Genomic DNA, 12,718 nt, shown 5'->3' on the forward strand with positions numbered 1-12,718 from the left:
GAACCTATCACAGCTGATTGAGAAGGAAAAGGGGGGTGTAGGAGTTCATATAGAATAAGACTCAAGAGGCCTCGAGAATATGAGAGTGAATATAGTGCAAAGGAGTGAGGCCTTTCAAGGCGCGATGAGGTCTGAAAGTGTTATATTTGTTGAGAGCTTTGGTGAGCTCAAAACGCATAGAAGCTATGGAATCAGCCAGGAGGTTGTTTTGGTTGTAAAATTCCTCCCGGAATATACGATTTCCCCACTCAACGCCGCCGTTGTAAGTGGGCTTTTTGGAGGACAGAACACTCAGCGGAATTCCAAGTTCTGCACAGGCTTCCTCAAATTCCGCCATAAATTCAGATCCTCCATCAACTTGAATGGATTGAATTTTAAAGGGGGCCTGCTTTACAAACTCAAGCAAGAATCGCTTGGCATGGGCATACACACTCGCATAGATAAATTTCGAGCCTCTTTCCCAAGCCTGGAAGTGCTTGAAACAGATACCATTTTTGGTGACTGTCATGTGGTCAATCTGAACCCGCTCACCAAGCGTCATCGTTTTATAATCCTTGAAAGTCCAAGGTTTTGCATGGCTTTTAAATTGTCTTTTTCTTTTTGTTCTCAGGGCGGAGGGTGATTTTTGCACAAGCCCCTTGTTTTTGAGGGAGGTCAGGATACGGCCGACGGTGCTTTCGTTCAGGATTTGCCCATGGTCTCGCTTGAGAATGATGGCGATTTTCTCTTTGCCATAGGTGGGATTTTCGCGGCGCACTCTCACAAGTTGAAGCTCTGCCTCTCCCCAGCGCGGTTTGTTGAGATTTCGTGGCTTTTTTGAAGGGGGAACACTCCCTTTGTTAAGGTCCTTCAGGATCTTCTTGTGGCGATAATAAGTTGCGCGAGACATCCCGCAAATGTCTTGGCACCTGGAATCGCAAACGTTTTCAGATTTCAGCTTTTCCCAGAGCCTCACGCCGTCTTCATACCGTTTGCGATAGGCGTCCAAATAGTCTTGTGTACGCGCATATGCATAAAGCCTATGCTTATTTTTATGTAATCCGTGGATCCTCATCCAGGCCTCCATCAATAGGTTTTTTAGATTTCCTATTCTTGAGGCCTGGTTGGGTGTGGCAATGGAGATGAGCTTTGCTACAGCGCAATTTGGGGGCGCGCTCAGCTCATCTCCATCCCTCCCAGTTTTGTCTCACTTCTATCTGAACTCGGACAGGAGAGCCACCTCATGAAAAACAGAAAACATCACACCCCTTCGTCTAGCAAAGCCCATAAAACCTTCCGCATCCTCTTTTGATTAATGATCAATAAAAAATATATGTGTAATTTCAAATAATTAAAAATATTTTGGATTTTTTTCTTAAAATCATATTGAATTTAAAAAAATCATACCTATATGTTTATTAATATATTTATTTTTTTTGTGAGGTCGTTGTGTTTAAGAAATCATATTTTTTTATCTTCTTCTTTAATTAGTCTTGTTTTGCTTCTTGGAAACTCTGCAAATGCAATGGACGAAGAGGAAAAAAAACATTTTGCGCCCCGGAAAGACGACAAAGCTAAATATCCACTCAGCAATCCTTCCCCTCAAAATAACAGGGAATACTATGGAGGTTCATACGCTGAATATGAAAATCCTTATAATCCTTATGCTTTCTATGAGTATTATCCTCAAGATATGAACTCTGGCTATCATGGGTATGGCTATGGTGGATATGGAGATGAAAATAGCAATGCATATCTATATGTTCCAAGTAATGGAAACTTCTTAAACCAAGCTCTTCAACATTTAGGTGGATCCTTTCTTCTTTCAGCAAATCAAAATAAACCCTCTCAAAAAAAATATTTAAATAAGAACGCAAATCCTTTCACTCCTAAAGATAATAAACCTCAGTCTATAGAAAAGGGGAAGACGCTTTTTGAATCGTCAGAAATAAAAAAATCTCCCTCAAAGAAACACGTAAAAGAGAAAAAAGTGAATGCTCTTCCTTCGCCTCCTTCATCAATCTCTTTCTCACCCAAAGGAGATTGGGGCAAACCTTTAAATTCAAAAGCGGAAAAAAATGAGGTAGAACCGCAGTCTTTATTAGGATCTTCTTCAAATCAATCGAAAAAAAATCCTAATAAAAAACACGAACATTTAGAAAATTATATCTCTGAAAGTGGAAATTTTATAAACGAAAAGGAAATTCTTCCGAATTTTGATGGGGTTAAGTTCGATAAAATTCCTTCTTTTCTTAAAGAGCATAACATTCGCACAGTAGGGGAGCTTAGACAAAAGCTCTCTAAAATGAAGCCTACTGATGTAGATGTTTTTTATCAGCTTGCAACCTCATTACGCCATAATCAACAAAATTGGTGGGGGTTAGCTGAAGAAATCCTTAAAACACTTGCTAATAGCCAAAACATACCGGATGAAAAAAAAGCTTTTTCTTATTTAGGATTAGCTAAAATAGCGGATCGGCGCAATGAAACAAAAAATGTTATGCAACATCTAAAATCAGCTTTAGAGATGGAGGGAAATTTTCCAAAAGTGCTCCTTTGGGGAGGGACTACTTATTCCATTTTGGGTCAAAAAAAGAAAGGCGCAGATCTTCTAAGTCGCGCACTTAATCATGATAATATTACGAAAAAGGATAAAATTAAAGTCATCATAGGTCTTGGGAATGCGCGATTCACCGATAACGATCATGAACATGACTTTGACTGGTATCTAGAGGCTCTCGCAATCCTTGGGAAGGAGGGAGATGTCAATCTTCGCGCTCAAGCTCTCATTGGTCTCGGGAATGCGCGATCCACCGATAATGCTCATAAACGAGCAGACTGCTACCAAGAGGCTCTCGCAATCCTTGGGAAGGAGGGAGATGTCAATCTTCGTGCTCAAGCTCTCATTGGTCTTGGGAATGCGCGATTCACCAATCCTGCTCATAAACGAGCAGACTGGTACCAAGAGGCTCTCAAAATTCTTGGAGATAACGGAGATGTCAATCTTCGCGCTCAAGCTCTCATTGGTCTTGGGAATGCGCGATTCACCGATAATGATCATACATCTGATACAGACTGGTACCAAGAGGCTCTCAAAATCCTTTGGAAGAATGGAGATGTCAATCTTCGCGCTCAAGCTCTCATAGGTCTCGGGAATGCGCGATTCACCGATAAAGATCATACATCTGATACAGACTGGTACCAAGAGGCTCTCGCAATGCTTGGAGATAACGGAGATGTCAATCTTCGTGCTCAAGCTCTCATTGGTCTCGGGAATAAACGATTCACCGATAATGATCATACATCTAATACAGACTGGTACCAAGAGGCTCTCAAAACCCTTGGGAATAATGGAGATGTCAATCTTCGCGCTCAAGCTCTCATTGGCCTCGGGAATGCGCGATTCACCGATAATGATCATAAACATGACTTTGACTGGTATCTAGAGGCTCTCAAAATTCTGGGGAAGAATGGAGATGTCAATCTTCGTGCTCAAGCTCTCATTGGTCTTGGGAATGCGCGATTCACCGATAATGATCATAAACATGACTTTGACTGGTACCAAAAGGCTCTCACAATTCTTGGAGATAACGGAGATGTCAATCTTCGCGCTCAAGCTCTCATAGGTCTCGGGAATGCGCGATTCACCGATAATCATCATACATCTAATACAGACTGGTACCAAGAGGCTCTCAAAATTCTGGGGAAGGAGGGAGACGTCAATCTTCGCGCTCAAGCTCTCATTGGTCTTGGGAATGCGCGATTCACCGATAATGATCATACATCTGATACAGACTGGTACCAAGAGGCTCTCAAAATTCTTGGAGATAACGGAGATGTCAATCTTCGCGCTCAAGCTCTCATTGGTCTCGGGAATGCGTCAAGGTCAATGAAAAAAAATGAAGAGGCCATAACTTATTATAAAGATGCACAAAAACTTGTAGGAAAGAATTCTCATCTTTATATTAAAGCCAGTGATGGCATTAAATACGCTTCTATGTTTTTAAATTATGACAACAATAAAAAACAAAATCTAAGAGGAAAATAATGCACCTGAGTTTTGGATAAGAGATAAAAAATACGATGGGCTAAGCCTTTCTTAAACTTGGATTGTCCGAGTTCAGATAGAGGTGAGACAAAATTGGGAGGGATGGAGATGAGCTGAGTGCGTCCCTATATATAGGGTTCTAGCAAACCTCAGCTTTCTTGCTGAGAGACTGTCTGGGAAAAAAACATACGAATTTTGCAAGCATAATTTCCACCATAGAGATACAAATCATATTTTGAAATTTGCCTAGAATTATTTCATAATTCGGGGCAAGCCTTTTGGAATGAGACATCCAACCAAACGTTCTATCCACGACCCGATGTTTGACGATGAATATAAGTACTTTTCCTCATATTTTTGATTTATCCTCTTGACTTATTGAATTCTTCTTTTCCCAGAGATTTTCTCAGACATTGCGAAGGCTGTTGTGTTTTTTACTGGATTCGCCTACCTTGATAAAAATTATAAAAATTTGTGGAGGGAGAGTCATCATGATCAAGAAATTAATGTGCTGGAGTTTGTCTTTTTTGATACTGTCCTCCGTTCAAATTGGTGTGGCTCAGGCAGCCTTAGAAAGTCATGAAGGATACAAAAAACCACAAAGCACAATTAAACTAAAAGTTCTTAAAATAGAGGATCAAGGTGTTAAAAAGCGAGTCCAAATTCAACTCACAAAAATCAAGGATAATATGCCGGTAACGCTTGAGGATCTTAAAGAAATCCACAGTCGTAAAATTCACATTCTCATTATTGATGATGCCCTTGAGGATTATAGCCACGTACACCCTGAGGCATTAAAAGAACCCGGAACTTATGAATTTGATTGGAAACCCAAAACACAAGGGAACTATAGAATGTGGGCGGATCTATTGCCAATCAGTACGCAAGCTCAAGAGTACGCGGAGGCGGACCTTACTTTGGGGCAAGTTAAAAAATCAGACATTAATCGGAAAACAATTTTAGAGTCACAACAAGATGGATACCATTTTAAACTTTCTTTTGAAGATGAAAGTTTAGCTGTGGGAACTCCCACTATGGGAAAAATCGTGGTCACTGATTCTCAAGGAAACCCTGTAAAAGATCTTGAACCTCTCATGGGAGCATTTGCCCATATTGTTGGATTTTCAGAGGACTTGAAAACAGTTGTTCATATTCATCCCATGGGTGAGGAACCTTCAAAACCAACAGATCGGGGAGGTCCTGATCTTGAGTTTCATTTACAACCTGAAGCTCAAGGATTCATAAAGCTTTTTGCTCAGGTGAATATTAAAGGAAAAGAAATTTTTGCACCCTTTGGCGTTACAGTAAAATAATTTCTTCAGGTTGCATTTCCTTGTTTGTTGGGCGTAAATCTCAACACCTTGCAAACTCTCCAAAAATTGGGAAAATCTTCCATAGAACCCCCCTGGAGGGGAAAGTGGTCGGGGAACGGAGAGCATTTCAATCAGCAAGAACTACTTTGCCCTCAAAATCGCACAGTCTTTGCGGTTGTGCCTGAACTTCTCCCCGTAGAAGCTGAAGAGATTAAACTCCAGATCAAGGCTGATTTCAAAATGAGAAAATGTCACGAGTTACGCAGTTTGCAGGAGAAGAGAGAAGAGATAAGGTGAGAGGGAATATTTATTAAATGAGAAGAAATGATGTCTCGACACAAATGCACAAAATCACTTTATCGTTCATTTTTACAAGCCAGCAGTGTGCGCTATTCAGGGTTGGCACTTTCGGAGGTGTCACCGATTCCATTGTCGCATGACAGCGTCAATCGATGGTTGAGTTCTAGTGCATTGCGTCCGAGCGGAGTGTGGAATCTTACTCAATCTCTTATTAACAAGAAAGAACCTTGTTTTTTAGTATGTGACGATACAATTTTGGATAAAAATCGGAGCGAGAAGATAGAGCTTGTGCATTATCAGTATTCTGGGAATGCCCATGATGTTATTGCGGGGATAGGTCTTGTCAATTTGGTATGGCATGGCCTGAGGAGTCATGACTCTATTCCTGTTGATTATCGTATTTATGATAAAGCCAGCGATGGCAAAAGCAAGAATGACCATTTCAGGGAAATGTTAAAGCTGGCTCAAGACAGAGGGATAAATCCGGATGACGTGGTTGCAGACGCTTGGTACTCGAGCTTGAATAATCTGAAGGCCATTGAATCCATAGGCTGGACATGGGTGATGGGGTTGAAGAAAAACAGGAAAGTGAATCGTGGAGAAACTCTTGAAAAGCTGGACATTCCAGATGAAGGACTGAAAGTTCACTTACGCGGATATGGATGGATTACTGTTTTCCGGTTTGTTGCCAAAAACGGTCGCACGGATTATATCGGAACCAATAGGGATAATCCCTCTCGTGATCATATTGAACTGGTCATGAAATCGCGTTGGAAAATCGAAGTTTATCATCGGGAATTAAAGCAAACATGCGGTCTTGAACGCTGTCAGTCTCGCACGGGACGAGCCCAAAGAAATCATATATTTCTTGCCATTTCGGCTTGGATTCAAAGATTTAAAAGACGACTTGCTGGAGGCTTCTCTTTTTATCAGCAGCAGTGGGATGTTATTAAGCATGATATCTCTAGAGAAATAACAAAACTCATGTCTTTCGCTTAGATTCCCACCCTTTTGCTGCAAACTGCGTAACTCGTGAATGTTAAATTTTCAACGCAAAGTTATTTTCAATTGCTTGACCATTTCAATCAGAATTCATCGAGAGCCTTTCATAAAAATTTGTTTAAAGATTTTCAAAATCAGCCATTTTAAGTTTTCGTTTTAAGGCCTTGTAGAAAATCCGTTTCTCACAAAAATATCACGAAGAAAAAAGAAGCGATCACGAGCTGAAATCTGTCGTCACTAATAATTAGGGGAGAGAATTTCAAAAAAGATTTTGGAAAAACAATCCTGCCCCGAGCTCCGAGGAACAAGAGCAATTAATTCAATCTCTCAAAAATTCTCGCGCTGTTTGATCTTTAAAAGGCAATTTATGAATGCCGGCGTCGTTATGACAGATTTGCATTAAATTTAGGGATGTGAGATAAATCGGGGACAATCCTTTATTTCACAGTATGGATTTTTTCATGTCTCAATTTTGGCTTCTTTTGGATTTTGACAATACGCTCATGAAAACTGAGCATTTGGCGGTGCCGTCTTTGATTTTGCGATTTAATGAGATGTATCAGGACCGCATTGGGCGTTCCTTGACTCTAGCGGAATTTAAAACGCATTTTCATGGTCAGGCCCGTGAAAATTTATGTGAAAATCTTTCCCGCCATTTTGGAATTCAAATCGATTATCGCGATCTTTATCGGGATCGCGAATGGCATATTATGGAGATATTGCGCCATGAAAAAGTCGAAATGGCACCCGGGTTGATTCCGGCACTTCAGAGGCTTCAAAAAGAAGGTTTTCAGTTTGCCTTTGTTTCCAATAACCCCATTCAAAGAGGACTTGCTGCAATGCGCAATGCCCAAAATGGCGAAGGGGAGACATTGGCGCGTTTTTTTGGGACTGCGTTTTTTGAAGCAGGGGATATTCAAAAACCGAAACCTGATGTCTATTTACGCGCCATGACGCAATTGGAAACAAACCCTGCTTTTTGTTTTGCGATTGAAGATAGCGTGACTGGCGCGAGCGCTGCTGTGAATGCTGATATTCCCACTTTAGGATATACTTACTTTGCAGATAATCCTGGAGAGATGGCGCAAAAGCTGAAATCAAAAGGCGTTCTGGAGACGTTTTCCGATTGGGATTCTTTGGCCAATTATCTCATTTTAGAAAAACAGTCAAACAGTCCAAAATTTTTCAAAGGGGCTTTTGATGTCTCGTGATTCATTCGTCCTGAGGCCCGCGCAGTTGAATGATATTAGAAAATTAAACTCCCTTATTCAAGTTTCAGCACGGGGATTAAATCAAAACCACTACACACACGCGCAAGTGGACAGTTTGATCCGGTATGTTTTTGGTGTGGATACAGAACTGATCGCCGATCAAACTTATTATGTAATTGAGGAAAATGGAAAATTTTCAGCTTGCGGTGGATGGAGCCAACGTAAGACGCTTTTTGGAAGTGATAAGTGTGCATCTCGTAAAAACGGATATTTGGATCCCAAAACGGATCCCGCAAAAATCAGGGCCTTTTTTGTGCATCCCGATTTTGGTCGCAAAGGACTTGGCAATAGGCTGATGATTCAATGTGAAGAGGCCGTTAAAAAAGCAGGTTTTTGTGAAACAGAATTGATGTCCACATTGCCAGGCCTAGCATTTTATAGGGCTCACGGTTATGTGGGGGATCAATTTGTGGACTATCCCTTGCCCGATGGTGTGATCGTTCAATTTGTCAAAATGGGGAAATCTTTCTCGAAAAACTGAAACAAAAAAAGAGAAGGTACTTTTTGGGCACCTTCTCTGATGTTATTAAAAATAATAAGGCTTATTTTCCGCAATCTGCGACTGGATAAGCTTCAATCATTTTTTCATATTTTGTTATGAGTTTTTCTATTAATTCGTTATCAAAACCCAATTTTATGAGAGCCATATACTTTGAAATTGCGTCGTCAGATGTGAGGGATTTCTGTTCATTCACCAAGGACCTTAAAATTGCCTTTGCTTGGTTCAGAGAAACAAGTTTCATATCCCCCAATTCAGGGAAGATCGTCTCACCATTTTTGAGTTTTTGTTCTTTCTCTTCAATTATGTTAAATCTCTGAATGAAATCCTGATAATCTGTATCCAGTTTTGTCGCGGTATCAAGATCTTTTTTCCCGTCATAGTTTTGTCCAAGAAACTCTTTTGCGTTAACGGTAGTTCCCCAGAAATTCTTAGTTTTAATTTCTTCCGATAACCCAGAAAGTTTAGATCTCAATTCATTTTGCTTAAATGATAGGATTTTGAGCTCAAAATTGATAGAAGGTTGAACTGACTTTTTTTCATTTTCATGCGCTTTACAAGTCGCACGATACGCTTTCCATGTGAATTGCTTATTTTCCTCTGATAAAGGATTTTCAAAATTAAAGCCAACGGCATTTAATTGTGTTGAGATCAAAAGTGAGCTCATGATTAAATAAAATTTTTTCATTTGTTTGTCCTTGATAATGTTAATTTTTAAAAAATAGGATTTTCATCCTGTTTTTTACATATTAAGAGCAATCCGTATTTTCAATATTTTTCTTTATGTAAAATATACATGACTGCTATGATGCTTTTAAAAGAGATAGGTTATGAGTATCATTCGTTGTCCATTAGAGCTCTTCCACTAGCCTTGACAGGGAGGATTCAAATCTGCATTTTAAAGGTGGATCATGTCAGAGGGAAGAGAAGGAGGGGTTAATGAAACAGAATTTTCGTTTATTACTCGTCTCCTTAAGTATGCTGGTCTTTGCCTATATATTAGCATTTGGATACTCCTTCTGGAGGCTTCCTGCATCCCACTCCTCCCAAGTCATTGCTACAGCCCCTCAATCTCAGCCGTCATTACCTGAAACTGTAGCAGAGGTTCTTCCTCCAGAACAAATCGAAGTCGCAGAAGTTGAGGAGGGGCCCTATGATGAAACTCTCCGAATCACGGCTGGGGATACAATGATGTCGCTTTTAGCGCGCCTCGGGATTTCGAAGATTGAGGCGCACGATGCCGTTCAAGCCCTTTCGTCCGTTTTTAATCCGCGGGATTTAAAAGTGGGACAAGAGGTTTATGTCATTTATGAAAGTTCCGATAAGGACGATAATTATCATCTCAAATTTCTTCAACTTCAGCCAGATATTGACCACAATGTTGAGCTTAAACGAACTTCAGAAGGACTTTTTGCCGTTGAGAAAACGCAAAGACAATTGGAACACGAGTATGCTCGTGTGGAAGGAAAAATTAACATTAGTTTGTATTCAGACGCCCTTAAGGCCGGTGCCTCCCCAAAGATGCTTCACGATATGATTCGTGTTCTTAGTTATGACGTTGATTTTCAGCGTGACATTCAACGGGGGGACACGTTTGAGCTTGTTTATGATAGCTATGTGGACAAAGAAGCGGGAATTGAGCGACCTGGGGAATTGGTTTATGCCAATGTGGTCATCGGTGGTAAACCCTATCAAGTTTATCGCTTTCAGCCTCAGGGCGGTAATCCCGAATATTTTACCTCCAAAGGCGAGAGTATCAAAAAAGCCTTTCTCAAAACCCCCATTGATGGTGCCCGTTTGACGTCAGGATTTGGCACGCGGAAACACCCCATTCATGGATTTACAAAAGTACATAAAGGCGTGGACTTTGGTGCGCCAAGCGGGACTCCCTTTATGGCAGCTGCAGACGGCGTTGTGGAGCGGGCCTCGCGTTATGGAGGGTATGGTAATTATATTCTCTTACGCCATGATGGAGCGACCAAAACGGCCTATGCCCATTTAAGTAAATATGCCAAAGGGATCAAAGCAGGTGCGCGTGTTAAACAAGGTCAAGTTATTGGATATGTGGGAACAACTGGAAATTCTACAGGCCCTCATCTTCATTACGAGCTCATTAAGCATGGAAAGCATGTGAATCCTACAAAACATACTCAAATGGGATCTCATAAGCTTTCAGGATCAAAACTCAAAGCCTTCCAGGATCAGAAAAAGAAAATCGACGCTATGGCCAAAAACCTGCCTGCGAAAAAAAGCCCGATGATTGATGGGTAGTCTTTCTTTGTCTTTAAGATCTATTGATAATTAAAATGGAGGAGGGCAAGGAGTATTAATATCGACACATGCGTTAATATATTGGGAAAAACAACATTTTTGTCCACTTGGGCACTGGCCTTGACTATCACAAGTTCCATCGGCATAAACACTGAAAGACGTTGTGCTGAAGATCAATAACGTAAAAAACTCTATATTTTTCATGGGTGTCTTCCTTTAGATGGTTTTCTCTTGTTTGGTAGAGTAGACCATAGCCTCTTAAATTTTTTTTAAATCTTTTTTGAAATTTCCCGCACGTCTTCAGCGGCATCAGAGTTGGGATAACGCGTCAAAAGTGGTTTTTGATGACGGATGCTTTCAGGGATTTTGAGATCGCGTCGGATTATGCCAGCAAGACCGGGTTTGAACTTTAAAAAATTCTCGCAAGCCCTGACCATCGTATCGTAAGTCTTCTGTCCCATTTTTGGATTTTCTGAATTATTGACGATAATTTCGATAGTCATCCAAGGATAAAGATAGAGGATGACTTTGATGAAGGCATATCCATCTGTTAAAGAAGTAGGTTCGTCTGTTACAACCAATAAGCATCTGGAGGCGACTTGGCTGAGTCCCTTAACGGTCCCTCCCACGCCCGCGCCCAGATCCACAATGATTTGATCGTATTTTTGAGAATGAGTCCGGATTTCTTCTTTTACTAAGGATAAAGTTTGAGGTGATAATGACGAGAGATTTCCTGATCCAGATTTGCCTGGCAAAACATCAAATCCACCGTCAGCATAAGTTGAAATAGCTTCTTCAAAAGTGCATTTTCCCTCAATAAAGGTGCTGAGATCGCGTTTGGGAACAAGGCCCAATTGAATGTCCACATTAGCAAGACCTAAGTCTCCATCAAAAAGAAGGACTTTTTTCCCAGATTGAGCTAAGGCTTGGCAAAGAGTGATTGAAAACCATGTTTTTCCTACGCCGCCTTTTCCAGAGGCTACAAGGCAGATATTTTTCTCAAGAGGTGCTTGGACGGGGGCGTGGTTTTTGGATTCTGTTTGTAACATTATTTCATGCCTCCTGCCGCTTGAGTTGCGACTTTCATCTTCTCTTGAGATGCGCGTCCGTGGGTTAAAATGAGATTTGCCAATGCTTGTGGATTTAAAATCATGAGTCCATCAGCCACCAATGGCGATGTGCTGAGCCCCATGAGTTTCATTTTCTTCTCGTGAAGGGCGCTTAAAGTTCCCCCCAATCGACGCACGAGATCAGCTCTGGTGATAATGACTTTGGTAGCGCCGATAGCAGAAAACACTTCCACAAGATCCGCTTGTTCTTCTAAATCAGCTCCCCCTGGAATCACTAAAGTGGGAGCGACACGAATGGCTAAAATAGTTTCTGTCAGTTCGCGGAGATTCTGTTCGCAAAAAGGATTACAGCCCGGCGTATCGATCAAAAGAAAACTTCCGCGCGGTGCGCGTTCTACTTCTTTAATGAGTTCAGAGGTGGTATTGGCCGTGGCCAGTGTCATTGCAAGGGCTTTGGCAAAAGAGGTCATTTGCTCAAGGGCACCTGCTTTGTGAACGTCTGTTGTAATGACATGAACGGGTACGGATTCAAATCCAGCCAAAAGTGCCAGTTTTGCAATGGTAAGCGTTTTTCCAACACCCGGAGGTCCAATTAAAAGCAAAGGTAAAGATCTTGCTTCAAATTGAGGTTTTCCTGAGAATATGAAATGCTTTTCAAGGGCTTTGGCCAGCAAGGTTTCAGAAGATGTTTTTTCATGAGAGAGACTTGCGATGAGTTTACTTGAAAGATCATTGCCGATTCCTTGATATTCAAGGGCCTTTGCAATTTCTAATTGAAGAGTTTCTCCAGGATTTGCAACCTCTTCGTAAGGTTGATCATCAAGGGCTGCGGTGACGCGAACCTCCCCCTCATCTTCGAAGGAGGAAATAATTACGGCCTCATCCCCCAACTCGTCGCGAATCAGTGTCATGACTTGAGACATAGTGGGTGCGGTGTAGGTTTTTATTTTCATTTTTCACCCCTC

At 41.2% G+C, this 12,718-nt stretch carries 10 protein-coding genes; 6 read left to right on the forward strand and 4 right to left on the reverse strand.

All coding sequences use genetic code 11. The features are described from left to right. Nucleotides 1–61: 61 nt before the first annotated feature. Nucleotides 62–1,054 (reverse strand): integrase core domain-containing protein, encoded by a 993-nt coding sequence (locus tag Bealeia2_RS04455; RefSeq protein WP_462346301.1) that lies wholly within the window; start codon nt 1,052–1,054, stop codon nt 62–64. A gap of 450 nt (nt 1,055–1,504) precedes the next feature. On the opposite strand from Bealeia2_RS04455, the gene Bealeia2_RS04460 reads away from it, so the two are divergent. The 5 genes from Bealeia2_RS04460 to Bealeia2_RS04480 all read left to right on the forward strand — a co-directional run bounded on the left by Bealeia2_RS04460 (nt 1,505) and on the right by Bealeia2_RS04480 (nt 8,394). Then, nucleotides 1,505–4,027 (forward strand): tetratricopeptide repeat protein, encoded by a 2,523-nt coding sequence (locus Bealeia2_RS04460; RefSeq protein ID WP_331255908.1) that lies wholly within the window; start codon nt 1,505–1,507, stop codon nt 4,025–4,027. A 491-nt stretch (nt 4,028–4,518) separates the two neighbouring features. Next, a complete protein-coding gene (locus tag Bealeia2_RS04465) occupies nt 4,519–5,340 on the forward strand; it encodes a hypothetical protein (RefSeq protein WP_331255909.1) in 822 nt (273 codons plus the stop codon). Between the two features lie 327 nt (nt 5,341–5,667). Beyond that, on the forward strand, nt 5,668–6,639 hold the full coding sequence (locus Bealeia2_RS04470; RefSeq protein WP_422388038.1) for an IS701 family transposase: 972 nt from the start codon (nt 5,668–5,670) through the stop codon (nt 6,637–6,639). Between the two features lie 464 nt (nt 6,640–7,103). After that, nucleotides 7,104–7,853: an HAD family hydrolase gene (locus tag Bealeia2_RS04475; RefSeq protein WP_331255910.1), complete on the forward strand. Its 750-nt coding sequence runs from the start codon at nt 7,104–7,106 to the stop codon at nt 7,851–7,853. Continuing rightward, nucleotides 7,843–8,394 carry a GNAT family N-acetyltransferase gene (locus Bealeia2_RS04480; RefSeq protein ID WP_331255969.1) on the forward strand — a complete coding sequence of 184 codons (552 nt, stop codon included), beginning with the start codon at nt 7,843–7,845 and terminating at the stop codon, nt 8,392–8,394. Before Bealeia2_RS04475 ends, Bealeia2_RS04480 begins: the two co-directional genes overlap by 11 nt. A gap of 61 nt (nt 8,395–8,455) precedes the next feature. On the opposite strand, the gene Bealeia2_RS04485 is transcribed toward Bealeia2_RS04480, so the two are convergent. Continuing rightward, nucleotides 8,456–9,100, reverse strand: a complete 645-nt coding sequence (locus Bealeia2_RS04485; RefSeq protein WP_331255911.1) for a hypothetical protein — start codon at nt 9,098–9,100, stop codon at nt 8,456–8,458. A gap of 251 nt (nt 9,101–9,351) precedes the next feature. Here Bealeia2_RS04485 and Bealeia2_RS04490 point away from each other — a divergent pair, with 251 nt between their 5' ends. After that, a complete protein-coding gene (locus Bealeia2_RS04490) occupies nt 9,352–10,683 on the forward strand; it encodes a M23 family metallopeptidase (protein ID WP_331255912.1) in 1,332 nt (443 codons plus the stop codon). 269 nt (nt 10,684–10,952) lie between these two features. Here Bealeia2_RS04490 and Bealeia2_RS04495 read toward each other — a convergent pair whose 3' ends face one another. Together Bealeia2_RS04495 and Bealeia2_RS04500 are read right to left on the reverse strand one after the other, a co-directional pair. Beyond that, on the reverse strand, nt 10,953–11,732 hold the full coding sequence (locus tag Bealeia2_RS04495; protein ID WP_331255913.1) for a nucleotide-binding protein: 780 nt from the start codon (nt 11,730–11,732) through the stop codon (nt 10,953–10,955). Next, a complete protein-coding gene (locus Bealeia2_RS04500) occupies nt 11,732–12,706 on the reverse strand; it encodes a flagellar biosynthesis protein FlhF (protein ID WP_331255914.1) in 975 nt (324 codons plus the stop codon). The genes Bealeia2_RS04495 and Bealeia2_RS04500 overlap by 1 nt, the downstream gene beginning before the upstream one ends. Between the last annotated feature and the right edge of the window lie 12 nt (nt 12,707–12,718).

It is taken from the genome of Candidatus Bealeia paramacronuclearis, from assembly GCF_035607555.1.
Lineage (GTDB): Bacteria > Pseudomonadota > Alphaproteobacteria > UBA9655 > UBA9655 > Bealeia > Bealeia paramacronuclearis.